22 protein-coding genes and 1 pseudogene are annotated in these 25,804 nt (G+C 40.9%); 14 read left to right on the forward strand and 9 right to left on the reverse strand.

The features are described from left to right. Positions 1 to 11: 11 nt before the first annotated feature. Positions 12 to 467, forward strand: coding sequence for a class Ib ribonucleoside-diphosphate reductase assembly flavoprotein NrdI (gene nrdI, locus K6V43_RS01745; protein ID WP_222381259.1), 456 nt, complete (start codon positions 12 to 14; stop codon positions 465 to 467). A gap of 341 nt (positions 468 to 808) precedes the next feature. On the opposite strand, the gene pulA is transcribed toward nrdI, so the two are convergent. The 6 genes from pulA to K6V43_RS01775 all read right to left on the reverse strand — a co-directional run bounded on the left by pulA (position 809) and on the right by K6V43_RS01775 (position 8,237). Further along, positions 809 to 2,860 carry a type I pullulanase gene (gene pulA / locus K6V43_RS01750; RefSeq protein WP_222381260.1) on the reverse strand — a complete coding sequence of 684 codons (2,052 nt, stop codon included), beginning with the start codon at positions 2,858 to 2,860 and terminating at the stop codon, positions 809 to 811. Positions 2,861 to 2,883: 23 nt separating this feature from the next. Then, positions 2,884 to 3,867 (reverse strand): LacI family DNA-binding transcriptional regulator, encoded by a 984-nt coding sequence (locus tag K6V43_RS01755; RefSeq protein ID WP_105126508.1) that lies wholly within the window; start codon positions 3,865 to 3,867, stop codon positions 2,884 to 2,886. A gap of 9 nt (positions 3,868 to 3,876) precedes the next feature. Next, positions 3,877 to 4,659 (reverse strand): DUF1189 family protein, encoded by a 783-nt coding sequence (locus tag K6V43_RS01760; RefSeq protein ID WP_024396322.1) that lies wholly within the window; start codon positions 4,657 to 4,659, stop codon positions 3,877 to 3,879. A gap of 61 nt (positions 4,660 to 4,720) precedes the next feature. Continuing rightward, a complete protein-coding gene (locus K6V43_RS01765) occupies positions 4,721 to 5,563 on the reverse strand; it encodes a sugar ABC transporter permease (protein ID WP_105126507.1) in 843 nt (280 codons plus the stop codon). A 1-nt stretch (position 5,564) separates the two neighbouring features. After that, positions 5,565 to 6,860, reverse strand: a complete 1,296-nt coding sequence (locus K6V43_RS01770) for a sugar ABC transporter permease (protein WP_024391304.1) — start codon at positions 6,858 to 6,860, stop codon at positions 5,565 to 5,567. Between the two features lie 117 nt (positions 6,861 to 6,977). Next, positions 6,978 to 8,237, reverse strand: a complete 1,260-nt coding sequence (locus K6V43_RS01775; protein WP_024404298.1) for an extracellular solute-binding protein — start codon at positions 8,235 to 8,237, stop codon at positions 6,978 to 6,980. A 305-nt stretch (positions 8,238 to 8,542) separates the two neighbouring features. Between K6V43_RS01775 and malQ the strand changes: the two genes are divergently transcribed. The 4 genes from malQ to K6V43_RS01795 all read left to right on the forward strand — a co-directional run bounded on the left by malQ (position 8,543) and on the right by K6V43_RS01795 (position 13,747). Next, positions 8,543 to 10,063, forward strand: a complete 1,521-nt coding sequence (malQ, locus tag K6V43_RS01780; protein ID WP_172018942.1) for a 4-alpha-glucanotransferase — start codon at positions 8,543 to 8,545, stop codon at positions 10,061 to 10,063. A gap of 658 nt (positions 10,064 to 10,721) precedes the next feature. Beyond that, on the forward strand, positions 10,722 to 11,015 hold the full coding sequence (locus tag K6V43_RS01785) for a lactococcin 972 family bacteriocin (RefSeq protein ID WP_222381261.1): 294 nt from the start codon (positions 10,722 to 10,724) through the stop codon (positions 11,013 to 11,015). A gap of 58 nt (positions 11,016 to 11,073) precedes the next feature. After that, on the forward strand, positions 11,074 to 13,104 hold the full coding sequence (locus K6V43_RS01790) for a DUF1430 domain-containing protein (protein WP_222381264.1): 2,031 nt from the start codon (positions 11,074 to 11,076) through the stop codon (positions 13,102 to 13,104). Position 13,105: 1 nt separating this feature from the next. Continuing rightward, on the forward strand, positions 13,106 to 13,747 hold the full coding sequence (locus K6V43_RS01795; protein ID WP_024404294.1) for an ABC transporter ATP-binding protein: 642 nt from the start codon (positions 13,106 to 13,108) through the stop codon (positions 13,745 to 13,747). Positions 13,748 to 13,913: 166 nt separating this feature from the next. Here K6V43_RS01795 and K6V43_RS01800 read toward each other — a convergent pair whose 3' ends face one another. Further along, positions 13,914 to 14,096: a hypothetical protein gene (locus K6V43_RS01800; protein WP_222381266.1), complete on the reverse strand. Its 183-nt coding sequence runs from the start codon at positions 14,094 to 14,096 to the stop codon at positions 13,914 to 13,916. Positions 14,097 to 14,208: 112 nt separating this feature from the next. On the opposite strand from K6V43_RS01800, the gene K6V43_RS01805 reads away from it, so the two are divergent. After that, on the forward strand, positions 14,209 to 14,730 hold the full coding sequence (locus K6V43_RS01805) for an ABC transporter permease (RefSeq protein ID WP_222381269.1): 522 nt from the start codon (positions 14,209 to 14,211) through the stop codon (positions 14,728 to 14,730). Positions 14,731 to 14,766: 36 nt separating this feature from the next. On the opposite strand, the gene K6V43_RS01810 is transcribed toward K6V43_RS01805, so the two are convergent. Together K6V43_RS01810 and argS are read right to left on the reverse strand one after the other, a co-directional pair. After that, positions 14,767 to 15,681: an SH3 domain-containing protein gene (locus tag K6V43_RS01810; protein WP_222381271.1), complete on the reverse strand. Its 915-nt coding sequence runs from the start codon at positions 15,679 to 15,681 to the stop codon at positions 14,767 to 14,769. A 492-nt stretch (positions 15,682 to 16,173) separates the two neighbouring features. Then, positions 16,174 to 17,862, reverse strand: a complete 1,689-nt coding sequence (gene argS, locus K6V43_RS01815; protein WP_105126502.1) for an arginine--tRNA ligase — start codon at positions 17,860 to 17,862, stop codon at positions 16,174 to 16,176. A gap of 107 nt (positions 17,863 to 17,969) precedes the next feature. Between argS and argR the strand changes: the two genes are divergently transcribed. The 8 genes and pseudogenes from argR to K6V43_RS01855 all read left to right on the forward strand — a co-directional run bounded on the left by argR (position 17,970) and on the right by K6V43_RS01855 (position 25,601). Next, the gene (gene argR, locus K6V43_RS01820; protein ID WP_222381275.1) at positions 17,970 to 18,407 is read left to right on the forward strand and encodes an arginine repressor; all 438 of its coding nucleotides are present in this window, start codon (positions 17,970 to 17,972) and stop codon (positions 18,405 to 18,407) included. A 23-nt stretch (positions 18,408 to 18,430) separates the two neighbouring features. Continuing rightward, positions 18,431 to 20,971: a DNA mismatch repair protein MutS gene (gene mutS / locus K6V43_RS01825; RefSeq protein ID WP_222381278.1), complete on the forward strand. Its 2,541-nt coding sequence runs from the start codon at positions 18,431 to 18,433 to the stop codon at positions 20,969 to 20,971. 125 nt (positions 20,972 to 21,096) lie between these two features. After that, positions 21,097 to 21,540: a LytR/AlgR family response regulator transcription factor gene (locus K6V43_RS01830; RefSeq protein WP_172036978.1), complete on the forward strand. Its 444-nt coding sequence runs from the start codon at positions 21,097 to 21,099 to the stop codon at positions 21,538 to 21,540. Continuing rightward, positions 21,537 to 21,977 (forward strand): DUF3021 domain-containing protein, encoded by a 441-nt coding sequence (locus K6V43_RS01835; RefSeq protein WP_222381281.1) that lies wholly within the window; start codon positions 21,537 to 21,539, stop codon positions 21,975 to 21,977. Before K6V43_RS01830 ends, K6V43_RS01835 begins: the two co-directional genes overlap by 4 nt. Positions 21,978 to 22,298: 321 nt before the next feature. Next, a pseudogene (locus K6V43_RS01840) lies at positions 22,299 to 22,985 on the forward strand (gamma-glutamyl-gamma-aminobutyrate hydrolase family protein). A 32-nt stretch (positions 22,986 to 23,017) separates the two neighbouring features. Next, positions 23,018 to 23,869, forward strand: a complete 852-nt coding sequence (locus K6V43_RS01845; RefSeq protein ID WP_174846250.1) for an amino acid ABC transporter substrate-binding protein — start codon at positions 23,018 to 23,020, stop codon at positions 23,867 to 23,869. Between the two features lie 185 nt (positions 23,870 to 24,054). Then, positions 24,055 to 24,858 carry an amino acid ABC transporter permease gene (locus tag K6V43_RS01850; protein ID WP_174846249.1) on the forward strand — a complete coding sequence of 268 codons (804 nt, stop codon included), beginning with the start codon at positions 24,055 to 24,057 and terminating at the stop codon, positions 24,856 to 24,858. Next, positions 24,858 to 25,601: an amino acid ABC transporter ATP-binding protein gene (locus tag K6V43_RS01855; protein ID WP_013730659.1), complete on the forward strand. Its 744-nt coding sequence runs from the start codon at positions 24,858 to 24,860 to the stop codon at positions 25,599 to 25,601. The genes K6V43_RS01850 and K6V43_RS01855 overlap by 1 nt, the downstream gene beginning before the upstream one ends. Positions 25,602 to 25,804: the final 203 nt, after the last annotated feature.

The raw sequence follows: 25,804 nt of genomic DNA on the forward strand, positions 1-25,804 counted from the left end.
AGAGGAAATGTATGAAGAAAAAAATTTATTTAGTTTACATTAGCTTAAGTGGCAATACAGAAAGTTTTGTGAAACGCCTAAAGTCTTTTTTCCAATTTCAGACAGACTGGGAGATTGAATTGGTCCATGTCAAAGATTTGGTCAAGCAGGATATTCCCTTCTACCCGCTAGATGCACCCTTTGTCACCTTTTTACCAACTTACTTAGAAGGTGGAAATGGAGTAGACAATGGGGATGTGGAAATTCTGACCAATCCTCTTGGAGATTTTATCGCCTTGGGGACCAATGCAGAGCTCTGTTTGGGTGTCGTTGGCTCAGGCAACCGTAATTTTAACAACCAATATTGTCTGACTGCCAAGCAGTATTCAGAGCGATTTAATTTTCCTGTCATAGATACCTTTGAACTCCGTGGAATGCAAAATGATATTGAGCGAATCGGTCGAAAAATTATAGAATTGATGAAATGAAATCAGCCCCACTAGTTGGGACTGATTTTTAGATCTCGAATTACCATTCAAAAGAGATTGGGCAAAAAGCCCAGGACCACTACTCAGAGTTCGTGTCAACATCTCAGAGCAGTGGTTGATTGGCAGATTTGTTCGTGTTTTGCACTCCAAATCTGGCCTAATCAACTGTGCGGGGGTGGGAAGACGAACTCTTTTTATCTTGGTTGAGTTCTTTCCCACTCCCAGTTAAGTCACAAAAAAACTCACCAGCGCAACCAGTGAGTTTTAAGGAGATTATGAAAAATATTTAGGATTGACTATAGTATACCCTAGGTGATGAGTTCTTTCATCAGTCTAAAGCCCTATTTATCTTCCAAAATACAAATACTTTGTCCTGCGATTGTGATTTCTTGTTGATCATGTCCTTCAACAGGAGGATAGTTGTAGAGAACAGTCTTGTCTTGATCACGTTCAAAAGTAAAGTCACTATCCGCAAAATTAATGATAAACTGAATGGTTTTTTCTTCGCTAATGACCTGGTATCGGAGGACAAACTCAGTTAACCAGTAGAAATCACATGTTTGTTGAATACTTTCGTAGTTGTCTTGGCTAAGAATTGGATTGTTTTTACGGAAAGCAATTAATTCCTGAATGAACTCGATATGTTCCTTGTAATGAACAGCTCTTGTCCAATCTAAGCGGTTAATTGTATCAGAGACATTGTATGTATTGTCAATCTCATCTTTTGTACGGAAAAATTCTTGTCCACTATGAATAAAGGCCATACCCTGAGAAATCAAAATCAGTTGAAGTCCAAAGCTAGCAGCACGTTTTTGTTGCTGAGGTGTCCAGTTTGGATTTTCAATATGGAAATAGTCAAATGCAGTAGCATTATCGTGGCATTCAATATAGTTGAGAGATTGTTGCGGTGTTAAGAAATGAGTGAGACGGCTACCTGTCAAAAGATGCTGAACTTTTTCATGTAATTGTTTCTCAATCAAACGGTTCGGATTAAGTAAGAGCTTCTTGAAAGTATCACGATAGTCGTCATTGAAGAAACTGATAGTTGGTAATTGTGCCGCATTGTATTGGTGAGCAAGTTTGTCATATTCTAGACCAGTAGCCATCTTCCAACCTTCACCATAGAGATAGACATTCGGATGTAGAGCAACTAATTCAGCTTGAATCTGGTTGATTGTTTCACTATCTAAAATACCCATTAAATCGAAACGGAAACCATCAAAGCCATAGATTTCTAGCCACTGACGAAGTGACTGTTTGATGTAGTTTCGGACCATGCTTCGTTCGCTGGCAACATCATTGCCACAGAATGTTCCGTCTGTACGCATACCATGCTCATCATAACGATAGAAATAACCAGGAACGATGAGTTCGAAGGCATACTTTTCCGCGTGATAGACGTGGTTGTATACAACATCCATGATAACGGAAATGTCTGCATCATGATAGGCTTGGATAGCATCCTGTAATTCTAAAATGCGAGCATAAGGATCGTTCGGTTGGCTAGAATAGGAACCTTCAGGCAGATTGTATTGCATAGGGTCGTAACCCCAGTTGTAAACAGCTTGTGGTTTATTTTCATCCACACTACCAAAATCATAGACAGGCAATAATTGGATATGGGTAACACCTAAATCCTTGACATAGTCCATTCCCAGCTTCATTCCATCCATGATAGGAGATTCTGTTAGGCCGAGGTATTGACTGCGATGGTTAAAACCAGCCTCTTTTTGCCATGAGAAGTCACGGACGCTCATTTCGTAGATAACTGCTTGAGAAATTGGAAGCTGAGTATTTGCACGTCGAATACGATGAAGTTTATCAGGATTAATCACGTAGCTATTGCCAGAATTTGCCTGAGAAGATAAGGCATACGGATCATGAACGGAGAGCCATTCTCCATTTACCTTGTGGAGATAGTGGTAACTTTTAGTTTCCAAATCTCCCTCTACTGTGACTTCCCAAACACCTTTTGATCCTCTAGTCATCGCATAAGGATGACCCTCGAGAACGAGAAATACCTGTTTAGAAATAGGAGCCCACAGCTTGAATGTAGTCGCGTCTGAACGATAGTTTGCACCCAAATCGTTTCCGTTATAGGTGTAATTTTGTTCAAAAATAGCAGAGCGGACAATATGACCGTAACCCAATTCAATTTTATTGCGGTCTTGATCATAGACGGTATAATCTTTATCCAACGTTAAAGCGTGCAAGCTAGTTAAATAGTAGATGATTTGATTGTCTACTTCTAAACAAGAGTGTATAAAGAGTTGAGATGTAGCATCATTTGATTCAAGTGAGAAACTCATATGTTCAGAGTCAAATCGTTTCTCCATGACCAAGCGAATAGTAGCTTCATCATCAAGAAATGCTTGGAATTGTCGTAAAGCCATGAGCCAAAAGGCTCCTTTCTAAGTTAAAGTTCAGTAATTGTATGTGGAATGACACGACGGTAGCAAACTTGCTTACCTTGTTTGTTGTCATTGATGATTTGATGTAGCGTATTGAAAGCAACACGTCCCAACTTAATCGCATGGACATCTACGTAGGCATCAATATCTAGTTTTGGTTTGACAGAGTCAAAGGAAATGATTGGCAACTTAATATTTGCCTCGTTGAGGTATTTAACAACCCCTTCAGCCACGGAAGTATCGGTTGTGACGATTGCATCCAAGTCTTGTTTGAGCAATTTTTTTGAGATTTTATAAGAACTATCTTCAAGCAAGAAACCAGACACGAATCTTACTTTGTTTTCATCCAGTGGAATATTGTGAGATTTCAATGCATTTTTGTAACCTGAGTACCGGTCCTGTGATACGACCAGCTCCTTGTTACCAGCAACAAACGCGATATTCTTGTAACCTTTATTGATAAAGTAGTTTGTTGCCTCAAAACCAGCCTGAATATTATCATTATCGACGAGAGAGATAAAAGGAGAGTCAGCTTTACCCAAAATTAAAAAGGGGAAATTATGCTGGATGGCAAGTTGCACTAAAGGATCATCAGGTTTAGAATACAAGAAAATTAATCCGTCAACACGTTGACCGTAGACCATCTGCGAAATAGCTTCTAAACGTTGCGCCTCATTCTTTCCAGTAGAAATCTGGATGGCGTAGTTGTGATCAGCAGCTACTTGAGAAATCCCCCGCAATACAGTTGGGAAAAAGGGGTTTTGATAGAAAACATCTGAATCATCAGGTAAAATTAGACCAATTACCTGGGTGTAGCTACTTACTAAACTACGTGCATTTAAGTTTGGATGATAGTTGAGCTCAGTCATCGCTTTGCGGACGAGGTCTTTAGTTTTTTGGCTAATAGCAGAGCTATTTTGAATAACACGCGTCACAGTAGAGGGAGACACCCCTGCTAATTTTGCGACGTCTTTGATTGTTGCACGCATAATAATCTCCTAGTTCTCATCTCTGAATTTTGTTTTGAAAAATACCCATAATAAGCATAGCACAAAAAGGATATTTTGTAGAGTCAAAATAGTAGTAATTGGCTGGCCAAACAAACCAATTAGGCAGGCAATAATCGTCGGAAAACCTAAACAATTTAGAGAAAAATTGTAACATTCAGCGAAGGTTCTAAAATGGAAAAGGCGTGATTTTTTTGTTAAGTAAAGGAAGAAACTAGCACCTAATAGGATAAATAGTAGGTTGACTGCCAGAATAAATGAAGATACCAATGTCACACCGAGCCCAACAACTGCTTTATTGGCTTGATACCAGTTTTTTGAGATCGCAGCACGAAGCTGCTCTTTGTTAGCAAAGTCATCTGTAGACATTCCATCATAAGTGATTTCTGCTAATACATCTTGACCCTTTCGAATGATCAGGTTACTCTCTTTGAATTGGAATGAGAAGTCTTTACTAGTGCTAACAGTGTCTCCGAAAGTAACTTGCTCCCATTGTTTGGTACCAGTGTAAACGAATTTTCCTCCAGTTAATTGACTATTGGCGTGAAGGTCGGTTACTACGTCATCAGATAAGGGTTGGTAAATTCCCTCAACAAAATTATCAAGTGGATAAGTCTCCAATGAAAAGGTTTGTAAGGTTGGAGGAATCACAAGGAGAGCAACTAAAAAGATTGTTGTAAATAGACGTTGCCAAAGGTTCATTCGTTTCCGATTGGCAAACATTTTTCTAGGTGTGGCAATGCTGGAAAAATATGAAAATGGATATGGTAGCATAAATTTGTCCTTTCATAGATATCATAGCCCACCCATAAAAAGGGAAAAGGGTGGGACAAGATTAACCCTTGTCGCCACCACTTGTAAGACCAGATACAAAGTTCTTTTGTAGGAAGAAGAATAGAATACTGATAGGTAGGGCAATGAGAATCGCACCTGCCGCAAAGTATGATATCTTAAGATTCTTAGGATCGCTGATGAAGGTTTGTAGACCAACGGCAACGGTATAGAATTCTTTTTCACGAAGCAAGAATTTTGATAAAATATAGTCCCCGAAAGGTCCCATGAAAGCCCAAAGTGCTTGTACCGCAATCATTGGACGAACCAAAGGCAAAACGATTTGCCAGAAACGTCTGAAGTGACCAGCACCATCTAGCTTAGCAGATTCGTCTAATGAAATTGGAACTGTATCAAAGTATCCTTTCATGAGCCAAGCATTCATTGGAATACCACCGCCAATATAAAGGAAGATAAGGAACCAGCTCTTGTTTAATGCATTTAGCATGAGGGCCATAACGAAGAAGGCGGTCAAGGCAGCCATTGTCGGTACCATTTGAATAATCAAGAAGAACACCAAACTTTGTTTACGAGCCATAAAGTTGTAACGGCTATATGCATAACCTGCAAGGACAACGATACTTGTTTGAACAATCATTGTAACGGTAGCAATAATCAGTGTATTCAAGTACCAAGTTCCATACAGCGTTTCATTAAACAAACCTAGGAAGTTATCAAACGTAAAATTAGTAGAACCATCCAATTTGAAGGCAACCACGTTACCAGATTTGAAGGCAGACATGATTGTGATCAAAAGAGGATAGATAATAATGATAGACAGTGCAATCAAATAGAGATAAGTTAAAATATGATTAACCCTGCGTCTAAATTTTACAGATAGTTTCATCTTAAACGTCCTCCATTTCAAATGCATTTAATTTCTTGAATGCAATCATTGAAATACTGATAACAATCAATGAAATAATCAAGGTAACGGCAGCGGCCATTGAGTATTGAGGTGATGTACCAGTTGTCAGTTTGTAAATCCAAGAAATCAGGATATCTGTTGCCCCTGCGCCACCACCGACACTACCAGGACCACCATTATTGAAGAGGTAGATGATAGAGAAGTTGTTGAAGTTGAATGTATATTGACTGATCAGAGTTGGTGCTGCCACAGCCAAGATCATTGGGAAAGTAATGTTGTTGAATTTTTGAATAGCATTAGCACCATCAATATAAGCAGCTTCGTACAAGTCATTTGGAATTGATTGTAGAATACCAAGTGTCAATACGTAGATATATGGGAAACCGAGCCATGCCTGCATCATAATCAAGGCGACTTTAGTCCAAAATGGATCAGTTTTCCAAGGGATTAAGAAATTATCAATAAATGGTAAGAATTTACTCAAGAAAGGTAATACTTGTGTATTAATGGCACCTACACTATCGTTAAACATGTTACTGAATGTCAAGATAGTTACGAAGGCTGGAACCGCCCATGGAAGCAAGAAGATAACACCAAAAATACGTTTTCCTTTGATAAATGGTTGGTTTGCAATGATAGCTGTCAAGATACCGATAACAATTTGGGCAGTTGAAGCACAAAGAGCCCAGATAATGGTCCAGCCAAGTACCGAACCAAATGCTGTACGGAAAGTACTCAATTTCCAAATATTTGTAAAGTTACTAAACCCAACCCAGTCTAGCAATGCACCAGGAGGTAAATGCTTAAAGTCATAGTTTGTAAAAGCGATAAACAATGTTACTACAACAGGGAAGATGATAGCAAACGTCATCGCAATATAAGATGGAATAATCAACAAATAAGGGAAGCCATTTTCATAGACTCCTTTAATCATATCTTGCAAAGAAGTAGTAACTGGATGACCAGCATTCCACCGCTTAGCAGTACTGTGAGCATCTTTTAGGTTCAGTGCATAAAACGCCAAATAAACAACTGTGATAATCAAATGGAAAGAACCACGAATCAACATGAAAAGAGAGTTATCTTGGCCACGTTGACTACCTAAAGTGACGAGATTTCCGAGTTCACCAGCAGCAATTGTAATGAAGTATATTAGAAAAGCAACCGACACTCCTAGAAAAATATATCCCTTTGCTTTTTGTTTATTATAGATTTGCCCAAGACCTGGAATCAGGGACAAAAGGAGGGCCTTGCCTGGATTTTGTTTCATAGTCATAGTCTCCTTTGAGAATAGGAGTTAGTATATCATCCTAATTTTTATTACTAACACCCTTGAGTAAATTTAAGTAATAAAGTAGACTGGGAAGAATTCCCAGTCCAACTTTAAACTTGACTAGTTGCTGTGTTTTTGAGCAATCTCATCTGCAATAGCTTTTACAGCATCTGTTGCAGCAGTTTTAGCGTCTTTAGCACCACTTGCTGCTTCGAAGAGCATGTTACCAGCTGGTGTCCAAACTGAACCCATTTCTGAGATGTTTGGCATTGGTTGAGCTGAAGCAAATTGGTTGATAACAGCAGTTGTCAACTCATCGTTTTTGCTTACTGCGTATTCACGAGCTTCAGTGTTAGCAGGAATTTCGTTTGTAGCATCGTAAAGTGCTTTTTGTTGATCTGTAGAAGTCAAGTAGTCAACAAATTTTTGAGCCAATTCTGGGTTTTTAGAACCTGTAGGAACAACCCAAGCTTTACCACCACCAAATGCTGCGTAGTTTTCGCCATTTGGAAGAGTTGGGATAGTAGCTACACCGTAGTTCACACCAGCTTCTTTATATGAAGCTGCTTTCCAAGGACCTTCGATGACTGCAACAGCTTTACCTTCAGTGAATTGAGTGTTGATCAAGTTGTTAGCAGCTGTGCTATCTTGAAGACCTTGAGGCCATTTTTCATACCAAGTTTTAGCGTATTCAATCGCTTTAACAGCACCATCGTTTGCAAGACCGATATCTTCTGGGTTAGTACCGTTATCACCGAATACGTAACCACCGTAACCTGCTAAAAGACCGTAAGTGTAGTAGAAGTTTGTCCAGTCAGCAAGGAAGGCAGTTGTTTTACCAGTTTCACCTTCAAAAGCATATTTGCTATCTTTAGCCAATTCTTCTAATTCAGCAAATGTTTTAGGTGCCGCTGAAACTAAATCTTTGTTGTAGTAAAGAACAAGTGTTTCGATAACTGCAGGTGAACCATAAACTTTACCGTCGTTTGTTACAAGAGCAGTTGTTGTATCATCAGTTTTGCTGCTGTCAGAAAGTGTCAATTCTGATAATTGACCTTCAGAACCAAGGCTACCTACGCGGTCGTATGGTGCCATCATAACGTCTGGAGCTGAACCAGATTGGTTATCCAATGACAAGTTATCCAAACCAGTCAATGCATCACCAGTCTTCACTGTAACAGTTACATCGTTTTCTTTTTCAAAAGCAGCTTTGACATCATTGATGTAAGTTTCATAACCTTGGTCAATGTAGATTGTCAACTCTTTGCTTTCGCTAGCAGCGCTAGATGAAGATGTTGATGAATCTGAGTTTGAGCAAGCAGCCAAAACAGCAGTTGATGCAGCTAGAAGAGCAACGCTCTTAAGAAGTGTGTGTTTCATATTCTTCCTCCAAGAATAAAAATAGTGATGATACGCTTGCAAGGTGCAAACGTTTTCCTAATGTGCCTTTATTATACACCATCGCGCACACGTTTGCAAGCGTTTTTAAAAAATTTTTTCAAAAAAATTTTTAATGCAATTTCGAGCAATTATTTTTTTAATTATTTTAATGAAAGAAAGTGAAATATTTCTCCAACTTTTAAAGAATTATAATGAATATTGCTTGATTTGTTTAGATCTTGGGTATATAATATAACGAGAAAACGTTTGCACTATCAATTATAGTGCGAGAATAGGGGATATAAATGAAACAACGCCAAAGTGGAGTGCTCATGCACGTCTCATCATTACCAGGAAAATATGGAATTGGTTCAATGGGCCAAGCAGCTTATGATTTTGTTGATTTTTTAGTTCGCACAAAGCAACGCTATTGGCAAATTTTACCGTTGGGAACGACTAGTTATGGAGATTCTCCATATCAGTCATTTTCGGCATTTGCTGGTAATACGCATTTTATTGATTTCGATATATTAGTCGAAAAAGGTTGGCTACAATTAGAAGATTTACAAGGTATTGATTTTGGTCAGAATCCTGTAGAAGTAGATTACGCAGCAATTTTTCAAGCTCGTCGACCATTATTAGAAAAAGTAGTTGCGAATATCAAAGCGCAAGGTTTGCCAGCTGAGTACGGAATTTTCTTGACGGAAAATGATTTTTGGATCCATACATTTGCTGAATATATGGCCATTAAAGAGCACTTCGATCTCAAACCCTGGACTGATTGGGAAGACCAAGGGGCTCGTTTGCGTCATCATGACACTTTGGAACACTATCGTCACTTGTTGGCAGATCGAATTGATTATCACCGCATTACACAATACTTATTCTTTTCACAATGGAAGGCTTTAAAGGCTTACGCCAATGCCAAAGGTATTGAGTTTGTTGGGGATATGCCAATCTACATTGCTGCAGATTCTGCTGATATGTGGGCCAACCCTCATTTCTTTAAAACGGATGAAGAAGGCAAGCCGAGTGTGGTTGCAGGGTGTCCACCGGATGCATTTTCAGAAATTGGTCAGCTTTGGGGCAATCCAATTTATGACTGGGAAGCGATGAAACAAGACGGTTTCACATGGTGGGTTGCACGTTTACGAGAATCTTTCAAGATTTACGATATGGTTCGAATCGACCACTTTATCGGCTTTGCCTCTTTCTGGGAAATTCCAGCAGGTGAAGAAACTGCTGTAAACGGTTACCGTGTCGAAGCGCCAGGTTTTGAATTATTTGATACGATCAAACGTGAACTTGGTGATTTAAATATTATTGCTGAGGATCTCGGTTCTGTGACGGACAAGGTTATCCAATTGCGTGATACGACAGGTTTTCCTGGTATGAAAGTTTTGCAGTTTGCCTTTGACCCTGAGGGCGACAGCATTGAAATGCCCCATAACCATCCGAATAATGTGGTGGCATATACGGGAACCCATGACAATGATACGATTCTTGGCTGGTACGAAAATGAAACGACTCCTGCTTCACGTGCATTCTTAGATAAGTATAGCAATCGACGTGATGATGAAACGGTCCATCACGCCCTCTTCCGCCTTCTCTTTGGATCCCCAGCCTTCATGGCTGTTGTAACCATGCAAGACCTACTTGGCTTAGACGGTTCTGCACGCATGAACTTGCCAAATACACTTGGTGGCAACTGGACATGGAGAATGACAGAAGAGCAACTCACCCCAGCAATAGAAGCAGAGCTGCTTGATTTGACCGAGACTTATCGTCGTGCCAATGTGCGCATAGTTAATGAAAAATCAGAATAAAATGAACTCCTCTAAGCAACTGACTTAGAGGAGTCTTTGTTATCTCTGTTTACGGACATAGAGCCAATCGAGTACTAGATGATATGCTTTTATAAAGACTTCATAAGTTGTACCACTATTATAGTGGAATGAATCGAGGGTGACGGGAGGCAATTGGCAATCACGTTAGAAAAACAGTTGTAAGTAGATTTGAAAAACCATTGCCAACTCTAATTTTGGGTAATTCGAATATCATTGTTATAAGACTTGAAAGATGGGAAGTTTCGTCATTCAGGTCTTTTTTGCGCCATTTAAGGTGAAATGTTTTTTAATGGTATGATGACATTGTTGTCATTAGCGTGGCGTGAAAGAGGACATGCTTTTTTCATTTTAGAGAGGTTATACATGAGATATACTTTTTAAAATGTATACACCAATCATAAAAATTATAACCTTACATTTATTTTTTCATGACAAAAATGTCATTTTCTATGCTCAACACATGTTCTATAATCGCTAATGGAAGTGAGATAAGAAAGTTTGAAGAAATGTTCTTATCACTTTTAAATTATTGGTGGAAAGGTAAGCGATAGGATGAGATGTATTTTTGAAAAGGTGTATATTCCGTGGTGGGAAATAGCATCTGCAAACTATTAAAATACAAAAGGAGAAAATAGAAATGAAAAAGAACGTTAAAAAATTTGCACTAGTTGCAGGACTTGTGGCAACGCTTGGAGGAACAGTGGCTGCATCTGCTGCGGTACAGTATCCAGGTGGTGGAGTTTGGACATATGGATCAGCAAATGGAGGGGCTTATTCAAATTACTTTCACAGTAGCCGTTACCATAGTTCAACAGTAGTAAGTAGGTGGACCGGGGTCTCAAGTAAAGGGTATGCAAAGGCAGGTCAGACCTCTCGAGCCTGGATAAATACTGTATTCGGTGAAAGGGCTGCTTTTTACTATAACTATTAACACAGTACACCTTGCTTGGACTACTCTTGTAATTCCAAGCAATTCTTTGGAGGAGACGATGAAACGTTTATTTATTCTAGTATCTACCATGTTGGTATCACTTTACTTAGGATTTTCTTTGGCAGGTCAAGTCAGTCTTGTAGAGTTTGGCTCCTACCAGGCGGTAGATGTCCTTGGGAAAGAGCTCAATGTTCCCACCGCCAATCGTGATCAGGTGACACAGGTCTTGACGGATTTGGCAGATGAGCATAGAAGTGTGATCGCTAGACGGATTGTTGAGCCTAATGCATTAGGGGAAACAAGCTTTACATATGCCATCTATGGTAATGGGCAGGTTCCGGATGGTTTGGTCGTTTCCTCCAAAGAAAGCGCTGAAACTAGCGATTTGGTTAGTTCCTATCTGATTGTTTCAGGTGATTTGGATAATCAAACCTTAAAAGACAATTTGGAATCACTGGGCTATAGCGGAATAATCCATAATGGCTATTCTCTCTTCACCCTCTTTCTGAGTACGGTTGTTTCAGAAGTTACGGTGCTGAGCTTCTCTGTTTTTCTTTTGACCTTCATGGCTCTCACATTAATTTATCGGATCAAATCTTTGCGGTATGCAGGAATTCGTATGATTTCTGGGGAAAGCTTATTGCAGGTAGTGGCTCGTCCTCTATGGGAAGACATCCGTCAGGTTTCACTAGCTACTTTAACTGGGGCTGCAATCGGGCTAGCAATCCTCTATCTTCAAGTTGGCTTTCTGATTTCCTTGTTGCAAGTCTTTTTCTTTGGCCTCATCTTATATGCAGTGGCTTTAGTCAGCATATCCCTCGGTCTCAGTGTCGTTTATTTACTGGGGTTACGACAAAATTGCTTCGTCAATTTGCTCAAAGGAAAACTTCCGCTTAAACGGATGCTGTCCGTTATGATGATAGGGCAGCTGCTGGCTGTTTTGGTTGTTGGGTTTAGCTCAAACCGATTGGTGCAACGATATGGTGAAATGACCATGCTTGAGCAGGCTCAAGCAGAATGGACACTGAGGGATGACTATTACAAATCTGTTTTTAGTTACAGCTCTGCTATGATGACCGAAGAGGAAGTGGCCCAGCAGAATAAAAAGTGGCGAGAGTTTACGAAAACACAGCTAGAGACATCAGAGGCTCTGTTTGTGAAAAGCAATGTAGACCAGTACGCCTTCGGTGGCGAGGTGGATCCTGAGGGGAATCGCCTGACGGATTATAGTCCCCGTGGCAATGTCATTTATGTATCTCCCCGTTATCTTATAGAGCAGGGAGTGGTGGTAGAACAACTTTTCTTAGAAAAAATGAATCATCTGGGTCTAGGCGAGTATGGTCTGATTTTACCAGCCAACTTGCGAAATCAATCTGAGCAAGTACAAAATATGTTCCAGGCAGAATTAGAGGCATTTTCTCGAGAAAGTCTAGAAATAAATAGCCAACAGTTATTCGATACCAAGATAAGTCTAACCTTTACAGACAGTGGGCAGCAACGGTTTCTTTATAATGACGGCAATCGCAGTCAGATCCAGTATCTGAGAGACCCGATTATTGTTGTCTTGAGCCCTGAGTCAACAGGGGTGACACCTATTTCTGATATGTTTTGGGGGACAAATCTTGATGTGGGGATGAAATTTAGTGGTTATGAAGCGACTATTGAAGCCATGAAAGAGCACGGGGTCTATAACTGGGTGTCCTACTTGATCAATCAGCGATTGTCCTTTGTCAGTGTTTTGAATACCAAGCGAACAGAATTTTATTCGCTCCTCATCGGTACGATCTTGACATTAGCAACAGCAGTTTTGCTCTTTGATGCGATGAGTATGCTCTATTTTGAACAATTCAGACGAGAACTGTTCATCAGGCGTTTGGCAGGAATGACCTTCAATGAACTTCATGGCTATTATCTTTTAAGTCAAGCTGGCGTATTTGTACTCGGATTGCTCGTGTCAACTTGGTTGACAGGAGATATCGCTATGAGCAGTTTGTCAGTAAGTTTGCTTGCCCTAAATGCCATGATAGTACTGGGAAGACAAGATAGAAAAGAACATACTACTAATGTAGCAGTGTTGAAAGGACAATAAAATGATTGAAATTCAAGGATTGAAAAAAAGATTTGAACAACGGGAGATTTTTTCGGATTTAAATCTGAAGTTGGAAAAGGGAAAGATATATGCTCTAGTTGGAAAAAGCGGTAGCGGAAAGACTACCTTGCTGAATATGCTAGCCAAGTTAGAAACAGCTGATAGCGGTCGGATTATTTACCAAGGTCAAGATTTGTCAAAAATACCTTCCCAGCAATTCTTCCGAGATGATATGGGTTACCTTTTCCAAACGATAGGTCTCTTGGACAATCAGTCGATTGGAGACAATCTAGACTTGGGATTTGTTGGACAGAAGATGAAAAAAGAGCGGCGAAAGCAACTGCAAAAGGAGGCTTTGGAGCAGGTGAATTTGGACTATTTAGACCTAGACCAAAAGGTTTATACCTTGTCGGGAGGTGAAGCCCAGCGGGTCGCCTTGGCCAAGCTTATCTTAAAAAATCCTCCACTGATTTTAGCTGATGAGCCGACCGCGGCACTTGACCCCAAAAATTCCGATGAGGTTGTGCAGCTCTTGGCAAGATTAAAAAATGATAATCGTGTGATTGTTATTGCAACCCATAACCCAGCAGTTTGGGAAAAAGCAGATGTGCTCATCGATATGAAGACGATTGGACATGGATAAACAGCTGATATATGTAAGGGAACCAGTATATCGTCTAGGTAGGCATATTCTTCAGGATATGCTGATTATCTAAAATAAGACTTATCGTCGTGTCAATGTGCGCATAGTTAATAAATAATCAGAATAAAATGAACTCCTCTAAGCAACTGACTTAGAGGAGTCTTTGTTATCTCTGTTGTCGGACATAGAGCCAGTAGCGAATCCAGTAGTAGATGGTGTAGAGTAGGCAGGCTACGATCGTCCAAATGAAAAATGCATTCAGAACTTTAGCAAGACTTGGCAATAACCAGTTTATCAGTAGCGTAACGACAAAAATAATCACTCCGATATAGGTGGGTAATTTCTTCATGAGTTTTCCTCCTTTGAATTTAGTATAGCAAAAAATATATTTGTAGTAAAATGAAATATATGATTGACAATACAAAAATATGAGTATAAAATATAGAAAAAAGGAGGCTATTATGAAAAGACCGATTCATTTGTATATTTTTGTGATACTATCCAGTATTGCCAGTATTTTAAGGCTGTTTAGTGCCTTTGTGTCGACTTTTAATGAGGAGCGACTTCGTACGTCTGTGCAGGGAGTTGTTGGGATTGATGTAGAAGAATTGATTCTTGTTTCGAGAGAAACAGCCAATCTCCAGACGGGTATCATTCAAAAGACAGCAGCCCTAGTCATGTTTGGTCTTTTGATTGCGGTCATTGTCTTCTTATTCATGAAGAAAAATGAGCTGGCTTCTTATCTTTACATCGGCTATCTATTTTCGACCTTACTGCTGAATACCTATAGCTACCTAGCAGGTAAGGGGATTGCCAACCTCTACTCAGATCCAGCCTTGCGTGATGTGACAGCAGCAGGTATGCTAGGGGCTTACATCCTTAACATTGTCCTATTTGCCATTTACTTTGGTGTGACCGTCTTCTTCCATCTGCGTAAACCAAAAGAAAAGCCAAGCACAGCCGTTAATTCAACAGATATATAATTCAAAAAAGCGCAGTCGAAAGATTGCGCTTTTGAGTTAGGAAATAGCTATGTAGCGTCGTATGCCTGAATAACTAATATAGCTAATCCACAGCCGACCCTCAGCAGTTATTAGCTTATCGTAGTGCACCGTGGCGCCGGCATCGTAGTAGGTGATTTCAGGACTGGACAATTTCGGGGCATTTCGAATGCTGGAGCGTATTTTTACTCTATAGGTACCCGATGATGGGAGTTGGGGCAAGGAACTTGTTTGGTGAGATTGGCTCAAGGAATAAACTGGGATATAGCGCCGAACCCCTGAATAGCTGATATAACTAATCCAAAATTGCCCTTCAGCTTCTACAACCTTATCATAATATACTTTCTCACCGCTCTCATAGTATCCAACGGTCGTACTAGCCTGGGTAGCTTGAGATTTTATAGGAAGACGACTGGAAAATGTATAGACTCCAGTGGATGGAAGTTTTGGCAAGGCAGAAGAAGACAAATCCTTAAAGTGGATGTAGCCACTGACGGAGTTTCTATTAATGGTTCTGCGATTGTACTTATACTGATAACCGTAGTTATACTCTTCTATTTCTACAGTGTCTCCATATACTGCCGACACCCAAGCAACATGCATGGGCGATTCCCACCAAGCGATAGCTCCTACAGCAGGTATCATGTTCACCTTATATCCCTCTTGTCTAGCGCGATGACCCCAGACATTGGCGTCTCCATAGGCAGGTGGTAGTGTAAATCCGTTGACCGTACTGAGTCGAAAGGCAGAGAAAGACGTGCACTGTCTGGTATAGAGTCTCCAAGGGTCTACGGCGTTGATGGCAGTATAGGGATAATTATCCCCAAGAGTAATAGCAAAAGCCAGAGATGACGCTTGTAAACAAAAATAGATTAGATAAATCATAGCTACAAGTCGACAGATGGTTTTTTTCTTCTTTAAAAAATGGTTCATGAACCCTCCTTTTAATAGATGTTGAGGTATGAATGATACCTCTTGTAGTCATTTAGTTTATCTTTGATTACTTCGACGCAAGAGGAAACTCCGTTTCCTTATTTCCATCTTCAAACACTCCACTGGATTGTTTGAACTCGCTTTGCCGTACTTCAGTACAGCCTGTAGCTGTTGATGCGAACTTTGTTTGCTCTATTTCCAACCTCCAACTATCTCCCAGATAGTTGGAGCGAGTACTAAAAGCAAACTAAATGACTATATCTATTTATTCGTAACGCCGAAAGGTATTTACTTATAGAAATCAAGTTATACTCAATGAAAATCAAAAATAGCCTAGGAAACGAAGCCGATGATAGAACTGGAGTTCATCAAGGCAAGTTGACAACGGATAATTTTGATTTTCGAAGAGTATTAAACTCCAACCAATAATTCGGCTTGAAGCTGGTATCGGAGGGCTAGAAAAAAGCCTCGGCTGGTGGCCGAAGGCTTTGATTACATTTTTTCTGGAGCTTTTACACCGAGGAGGCGAAGCGCTTCTTTAAGAACTACACCAGTTGCATAGGCCAGTGCTAGACGGCTATCACGCTCTGGGCTTTCATCCAAGATACGAGTATGTGCGTAATACTTATTGAAGGCTTGGGCTAGATTAATAGCATATTTAGCAATGAGAGATGGGTCAAATTTATCACCAGCACGTTCTACAACAGTTGAGAAGTTTTGGATATGTTTGATAATTTCCCAGCTTTCTGCGTCAGCTAGTTTGTAGTCATTTTCTGCGCTTGGAACAAAGTTTGCTTTGCGCAAGATAGACTGGATACGGGCGTATGCGTATTGTACATAAGGACCTGTCTCACCTTCAAAGGAAACCATAGCCTCTAAATCGAAGTCGTAGCCGTTGTCACGGTCAGTTTTTAGATCGAAGAACTTAACAGCACCGACACCGACTGCATGAGCCACCTCTTCCTTGTTCTCAAGATTAGGATTTTTGGCTTCAATTTGTGAAAGGGCGCGTGAAATTGCTTCGTCCAAAGTTGGTTCGAGCAGGATGATGTTCCCTTTACGAGTAGAGAGCTTTTTCTTGTCCTTGGTAACAAGACCGAAAGTGATATGGGTCATATCGTCGCTCCAGTCAAATCCCATTTCCTTTAGAACAGCTTTCAACTGTTTGAAATGGTTGATTTGCTCTTGACCAACGACGTAGATACTTTTCACAAAGTCATAGGTGCGTTTGCGGTACATTGCTGTTGCCATATCGCGCGTGATGTAGAGGGTTGCACCGTCTGTTTTTCTGATAAGAGCAGGTGGAAGGTTGTAACTTTCAAGGTCAACAATTTGAGCACCTTTAGATTCTTGAAGAAGACCTTTTTCTTCTAAGATTTGGATACCCTCGTCCATCTTATCGTTATAGAAAGCTTCACCATTGAAGCTGTCGAAGTGGACGTCTAGTTTTTCATAGATACGGTTAAATTCGACCAAACTTTCATCACGGAACCATTGCCACAATTCCAAGGCTTCTTGGTCGCCATCTTCCAATTTTTTGAACCATTGGCGTGCTTCCTCATCCAATTCAGGTTTTTCTTCGGCCTCAGCGTTGATACGAACGTAGAGTTTGAGGAGTTCTGAAATTGGGTCTGCTTCGACAGCAGCCTTGTCCCCCCACAGTTTGTAGGCAACGATCAACATACCAAATTGTTTTCCCCAGTCACCCAAGTGGTTGATACGGATTGGATTGAAGCCTAGTTTTGCATGGATATTGGCAAGAGCATCACCGATAACAGTTGAGCGCAAGTGTCCAACTGAGAATGGTTTGGCAATGTTTGGACTTGACATATCGATGGTAACATTGCGACCTTGACCGATATTGAGCTGACCATACTGGTCTTTTTCAGCAATCACATCTGTCAAGACTTGGTGGGAAATAGCATCCTTATCCAAGAAGAAGTTGACATAAGGACCAGTTGCAACAACTTTCTCAAAGCCAGTTGTATCAAGCTTTTCCACGATATCCGTTGCGATAGCCTGTGGCGCTTTTCGCTCCACTTTTGCAAGTGAGAAGGCAGGAAAAGCAACGTCACCCATTTCTGATGATTTTGGTTTTTCGAGTAATGAATAAATCGTCTCAATGTCTAATTGAGGAAGGACAGCAGATAATTTTTCTGCTACCGTTTGTTTATGATCCATAAAAAAATCCCTCCAAGAGTTATTGATTCTATTTTATCATAATTCTAGGTCAATAGTTGGGAAAAATGTTATAATATTTCTATAAATATACATTTTGAGGTACAAGTATGAATAAATTAGAGAGGCATGAATTGATTAAGTCAATGATTCGGCAAGGTAAGGTTGGCCGTCAAATTGACATTCAATTATGGCTAGAAGCCCAAGGAATAACGGTAACCCAGACAACCCTATCACGTGATTTGAGGGAATTGGGGGTAATCAAAGTTCATGAATCTGGAGAGTCCTTTTATGCACTAGGAGAGGATGACAGTCAGGTTCATTTTTGTCAATTACTAGCCCAATATACGAAAAGTGTAAACCGAGCTAGTTTTATCCTGGTTCTACATTCGGAACTAGGGGAAGCGGCCTTGATGGCCAATATTATTGATGAAGAGAAACCAGAGACCATTTTAGGAACCGTAGCTGGTGCGGATACCTTATTGGTCATCTGTAAAGATGATGTTTCTGCTCAACGTGTTGAGGAAGAAATAAATAGTTTCTTGTAATCGTTAGAATGAGAGAATAATGGATGGCAACAGAAAAAATTTCTCCAGGAATGCAGCAGTATCTGGATATAAAAGCACAATATCCAGATGCTTTTTTGCTTTTTCGTATGGGAGACTTTTATGAGTTATTTTATGAAGATGCGGTAGAGGCGGCTCAGATATTGGAATTGTCTTTGACCAGTCGGAATAAGAATGCAGAAAACCCTATTCCTATGGCCGGGGTGCCTTATCACGCAGCACAACAGTATATCGACACACTAGTTGAACTGGGGCATAAGGTCGCTATTGCTGAACAAATGGAAGATCCCAAACAGGCTGTTGGAGTTGTTAAACGTGAAGTGGTGCAGGTCATCACTCCAGGCACAGTGACCGATTCATCAAAGATGGGCGCCGATAGTAACTTTTTGGTAGCTATTGATCGGTCTGGGGCGCATTTTTCGCTCTCTTATATGGATGTAGCAACGGGTCAATTTTTCGTGACTAGCCTAGATGATTTTACCAGTCTTTGCGGTGAAATCCGCAATTTACGGGCACGTGAATTGGTCATCGGCTATGCTCTGTCGGAGGAAGAGGAGCAGGTTTTCTCTAATCAGATGAACTTGTTGCTCTCTTTTGAAGATGAGGTGACAGAGGATGTCCAATTGATTGATAATTCCTTGACAGACTTGGAGAAAGCTGCAGCAGGCAAGCTTCTCAGCTACCTTCATAGGACTCAGATGCGGGATTTGGTCCATTTGCAAAAAGTGGTTCACTATGAAATCAAGGACTATCTTCAAATGGACTATGCGACTAAATCTAGTCTGGACTTGCTTGAAAACGGTCGGACAGGCAAGAAGCATGGTAGTTTGTACTGGTTGCTAGACGAAACTAAGACAGCCATGGGTATGCGACTATTGCGGACATGGATTGATCGTCCCTTGATTGACCTTAAGCGGATTGAGAATCGTCAGGCTGTCGTTCAGGTTTTTCTGGATTACTTCTTTGAACGGAGTGATTTGGTCGAGGCTTTAAAAGGTGTCTATGACATCGAACGTTTGGCCAGCCGGGTGTCTTTTGGAAAAACCATGCCCAAGGATCTCTTGCAGCTGTCCCAGACTTTGGGAAATATCCCAGCAATCAAGAATATCTTGCAACAAATCAATGAGTCTGCTCTAGGCAATCTGGTAGCTGGATTGGACCCAATTCCAGAAATGTATGCTCTAATCAGCTCTGCTATTGACCCAGAAACTCAAGGGACCATCACAGATGGAAACATCATCCGTACGGGATTTGACGAAACGCTGGATCAGTACCGCCTGGTCATGCGTGAGGGAGCGGGTTGGATTGCGGAGATTGAGGCCAAGGAGCGTGAAGCGTCTGGTATCAACAATCTCAAGATTGATTACAACAAAAAAGACGGCTACTATTTCCATGTGACCAATTCCAATCTGGGCAATGTGCCGGACCATTTTTTCCGTAAGGCGACCTTGAAAAACTCGGAGCGCTATGGAACGGAAGAGTTGGCTAAGATCGAAGGGCAGATGTTGGAGGCGCGTGATAAGTCTGCTAATTTGGAGTACGAGATTTTCCTGCGGATTCGCCAAGAGGTTGAGAAGTATATCGGTCGCTTGCAGAAGTTGGCTCGGACCATTGCAACCATCGATGTTTTGCAGGCTTTTGCAGTTGTGGCGGAGCAGCAACATTTGGTTTGTCCACGCTTTACAGATCAAAGAGAACTGACCATTGACCATGGTCGGCATGCGGTGGTGGAGAAGGTCATGGGCAAGCAGACCTACATTCCCAACTCTATTCACTTGAATGTTGATACACATATGCAACTGATTACTGGTCCAAACATGAGTGGTAAGTCTACTTATATGCGACAGTTGGCAGTTATTGTCATCATGGCGCAGATGGGTTCCTATGTGCCTGCGGATCAGGCTGAATTGCCGATTTTCGATGCTATTTTTACCCGTATTGGGGCGGCAGACGACTTGGTCAGCGGGCAGTCAACCTTCATGGTGGAAATGATGGAGGCCAACAAGGCCGTGCGTTTGGCGACAGATCGTTCGCTCATCCTCTTTGATGAGTTGGGGCGGGGAACGGCCACCTATGACGGTATGGCCCTGGCCCAGTCTATCATCGAGTACATCCACGACAAGATTGGAGCCAAGACTCTCTTTGCTACCCACTACCATGAGTTGACAGACCTTAGCCAGACCTTGGAACACCTAGAGAATGTCCATGTATCGACCTTGGAGAAGGACGGCCAAGTCACCTTCCTCCACAAGATTGCACAAGGCCCAGCTGACAAGTCCTACGGGATTCATGTGGCTAAGATTGCGGGAATGCCAGAGGAACTATTGCAGCGGGCGGATAGGATTTTGCAGACACTTGAAAACCAAGCCCCTACTGCACCAGCTAATCCAGCTCCGTCAGTAGTGGAAGAACCGTCTGGTCAAATCGACCTCTTCGCAGACACGCCATCTCACCCAGTCCTCGATGAACTGGCAAAACTGGACATCTACAATATGACCCCCATGGAAGTCATGATGGCAGTTGCGGAGTTGAAGAAGAAATTATAAGACAATGAAAGTCAGGACAGCTATTCTGGCTTTTTTGCCGTTTAGCTTAAGTAATCAACCATATAGCCAAAAGCCCTTGAAACCAGTAAAGAAATGGTGTTTAATAGGGACAGAAAGGAGAGAATATGAAAGTAAAACTAGATATTTCTTCAGAAATTTTAGAAGATATGGTGATAATTGAAGCCCAGTCTATGTCTGAGCAAATTACTCACTTGGTGACCTATATTCAGAATTTGGACAAGAGAACTACCAGTCTGACTGTAAAGAAAGGAGAGCAGATTTACCTTGTAGATTACGCTAGTATTGTAAGGTTATATCTGCAAGACAAAATCTTACAGGTGGAAACTGAGGAGGATTCCTTTACTTCCAATCTACGCTTGTATCAGGTCAAAGATATGCTTCCTGTACACTTTTTGCAAATTTCTCAGTCGGAAATCGTTCAAATTAGGCAACTGGACCACCTCAAACTGACTCCAAACGGTATGGTCAAACTATTCATGAAAAATGGCTCTATCACCTATTCATCCCGTCGTTATTTAAAAACTATCAAAGAAAGGTTAGGACTATGAAAAAATATATTTTATCCGCCAGTTTAGGCGTTTCAATTGGGACTATCATTTCCATCATCATTTCCAGTATTTTTGGACAAGGAACGTATCTTCCGCTCAATCCACTCTCAACCATGGGGGCTTACTATTTAGCTCATTTTACTCAAACAACGGTCATGCTGATTTGTGTAGTCGTTTGGGCAAGTATTGGCCTTTTATTTCAGCTAGCAGATAAGATTTACCAGCAGGACTGGAGCCTCTTGCATATGACAACAACTCATTTTTCTATAACAGCTTTAGGCCTCACACCACTGGGTATTTTAGCTGGTTGGTTGCCACTCAATCTTGGCTCTTTGCTTTTCTTCTGGCTAATCTTTGTCTTGGTCTATGCTTTGCTATTTTTTCTAAATTATCGAAAAATGGAGCGGTATATCAAGGACATTAATAGTGGTTTATAGTATAATAAACACTATCTTTTAATTGGGGTGTGTTATGAAAATTTTCTTGACAATTCTTTACAGTCTTGGGGTAGCCTGGAATGTCCTCTATATTGCTGTTAATGTCAATAGACTTTCGGTGTTTCAGTTGATTTGGCCAACCGTGATATTAATCGCATGCGCCATCAATCTCTATTTTTTATGGAATAAAAAACAAGAGTCAGAGTAGGCTCTTTTTTTGATCCATAAATATTTTATATAGCTGGCTATAAATAATTTAAAATATACAAAAAAGAGAGGGCATGATAAGATAGTGTCTATACATTACGAAAGGAGGGTGGGATGGGGAAACCGATTATTGGTATCACCAGTAATGAAAAGCCTGTCGCAGAGGGGATTCCGATTATGAATTTATCGGTGTCTCGTAACTTTGCAGATGGAATCAAGCGAGGGGAGGGCCTTCCTTTTTATATCCCCTTGTCTGGTGAAACGGATGTTGTCGACTATGTGTCGGCGATTGATAAGTTATTACTGACGGGTGGTCAACATGTATTACCTCAGTTTTACGGTCAAGAAAAACTCATCGAAAGCGATGACTATTTCAAGTAACGTGACGAATTTGAACTGAAATTGATCCACGAAGCCTTGAGACAGGAAAAACCGATTTTGGGGATTTGCAGGGGGATGCAGCTTTTCAATGTTGCACGTGGAGGAACTCTCAAACAAGCGGTAGAGCGGCATCGGTCCCTGCCTTTTGATCTGATTCACCAGGTAGAATGTAAAAAGGCGACGCCTCTGGCTAGTATTTTTGGTCAGAGAGTAGCTGTCAATTCTATTCACAGCCAGGCGATAGAGAATCTGGGTCAGGGGCTAGAAGCGCTTGCGCATTCTGTAGATGATGGTATTATTGAGGCTGTCCAATCAATGGATGAGACACGTTTTCTGGGTGTCCAGTGGCATCCGGAACTTCTGATTGATCAAAGTGGAGGTAATCAGAAGCTATTTGATTATTTTGTGCAGACCTTTTAGGTCTGACTTGCTTATACAAAAGGAGAATTACTATGAAATTAAGAACTATTCTATCACTGGCTGGTATTACAGCTCTTGCGACAGTTGCTTTGGCAGCTTGCTCGTCTACCTCAAGCTCATCAAACACTAGCTCTTCAGAAGCGGATAAAAAAGAAACCATCGTAATGGGAACTGTTGGGACTACTAAACCTTTTTCTTATCGAGATGAGAATGGAGAGTTGACAGGGTTTGATATTGAATTGGCTCGAGCTATCTTTGATGGTTCTGACCAGTATGAATTGACCTTTGAAACAACAGATGGTAGCGGTCAATTCCCTGGCTTGGATTCAGGACGCTTTGATTTGTTAGGGAATAATACTTCCTATACAAAAGAGCGTGGTGAAAAATACCTCTATTCTTATCCAACGGCCTCTACACCGTCTGTTTTAGCTGTGCCAAAAGATACGGATATTCAGTCTTATGATGATATTGGTGGTCATTCTACACAGGTAGTTACAGGGACAACAACAGCTGCTCAGCTAGAGGAATACAATACTCAGCATACGGATAAGCCAGTCGAAATCAACTATACTGGTGAAAATATCACACAGATTTTGACCAATATAAATGATGGCAAGTATGATTTTAAAATTTTTGATGCCCCTACGGTTAACGCTATTATTGCGGATCAAAATTTGACAAATCTTAAAACAATTGAGCTTGAAGCAGCAGAAAAACCGTTTATTTACTATGTATTTTCTTCAGACAATACGGCTCTACAAAGCTTTGTCAACGACCGCATCAAGGCTTTGAACGAAGATGGGACCATTGCGAAATTGACAGAGCAATTCTTCGGAAAAGACTATGCTCCAACGGCGGAGGAACTAGATGTTCCTAATGAATAGGAGTCAATAGTATTGTGACAGGAGGGAGCAGTCCAAGTGGGCTGTTTCTTTTTCATTGTCTTTTTATAATCATTAAGATTACTTATCACAGCCATAAAATATATATAAGGTTGATGTGGATGGTTACATGATAAAATAGAGTATATAGCAGAAAATCTGTCATTTTTAAATGTTTGGAGAAGAGTATGATTGGTGTATTAGGAATAACAGGACCGGCATGGTATCAAGGTTTTTTAGATTGGTTACCGGATGGTAAGCTATTTAGCATTAGGGCTGTTTTTGATGCACTGCCATCCATTATTGAACGTTTACCGATTACGATTGGCTTGACGCTCGCAGGTGCTTTTTTTGGTTTGATATTGGGCTTGGTTTTTGCGATTGTAAAGATTAATCGTGTGCGATTCTTATATCCCGTTCAGGCAGTTTTTGTTAGTTTTTTGCGAGGCACTCCTATCTTGGTGCAGCTGATGTTGACCTACTATGGAATTCCATTGGTTCTTAGAGGGCTTAATCAGGAATATGGTCTTAATTGGAATATCAATGCTATTCCTGCAGCTGTCTTTGCGATTACAGCCTTTGCATTTAATGAGGCTGCCTATATGAGTGAGTCTATTCGTGCTGCGATTCAGGCTGTTAGTCCAGGGGAGATTGAGGCAGCTCGTTCCTTAGGTATGACTTCTGGCCAGGTTTATCGTCGGATCATCATTCCTAATGCGGCTGTGATTGCAACTCCGTCGTTGATTAACACCTTGATTGGTCTGACTAAAGGAACTTCTCTAGCCTTCAGTGCGGGTATCGTTGAGGTGTATGCACAGGCACAGATTCAAGGCGGGGCAGACTATCGTTACTTTGAGCGGTACATTTCTGTCTCTTTGGTCTACTGGGCGCTCTCTGTTCTGATTGAGTCTTTCGGCCGTTTCCTTGAAAATAAAATGGCTATTGAGGCCCCTGAATCAGTAGATATTTCTGGAGTTGGAGGTGATCGCTAATGATTAAAATTCGCAATTTAGTCAAGGAATTTTCAGGACAAAAAGTACTAGATGGAATCGATATGGACATTGAAAAAGGGCAGGTTATTGCCCTTGTTGGACCATCTGGAGCAGGGAAATCAACAATTTTACGTAGTCTGAACTATCTGGAGCAGGCAGATGCGGGGAGTATCGAAATTGATGGTTTTACAGTTGATTTTACCAATATTTCAAAAGAGGAGATATTGACCTTACGCCGCAAACTGGCTATGGTTTTTCAGCAGTTTAATCTGTTTGAACGAAAGACAGCTCTTGATAATGTCAAGGAAGGGCTTAAAATTGTCAAGCGGATGGATGATGCATCTGCAACCGCCCTTGCCAAAGAAGAATTGAGAAAGGTCGGTCTGTCAGAACGTGAGAACCATTATCCAAGACATCTGTCAGGTGGTCAAAAGCAACGTGTGGCTCTTGCACGCGCTCTTGCCATGCAACCAGACATTTTGCTACTAGATGAGCCGACTTCGGCGCTTGATCCAGAGTTGGTTGGAGAAGTAGAACGTTCCATTGCCGATGCGGCTAAGACAGGACAAACGATGATTTTAGTTAGTCATGACATGAATTTCATTTATCAAGTGGCGGATAAGGTATTATTTCTAGAAAACGGCCGTATTCTGGAGCAGGGGACACCTGAGGAGCTTTTTCATCATCCTAAAGAAGAACGAACTAGAGAATTTTTTGCCTCTTATTCAAATCCTCAATTTTAAAGAGGCGTGTGGTGACCCGCCCTACCTATTTTCAATACATAGAGCCAGCCCAGCCCTGTTAGAGGGCTGTTTTTTAGGCTTTCTGATAGAGAAGTTATACTTAACAAAAATCAAAAATAGCGATATGATAGTATTATGACAAAAGAACTTACCCAGACACAAGTCGAAGAATTAAAGCAAGCACTTAAAGACAAAAATAATGC

The sequence above is a fragment of the Streptococcus suis genome, from assembly GCF_019794615.1.
In the GTDB taxonomy this organism is placed as follows: Bacteria; Bacillota; Bacilli; order Lactobacillales; family Streptococcaceae; genus Streptococcus; species Streptococcus suis_AI.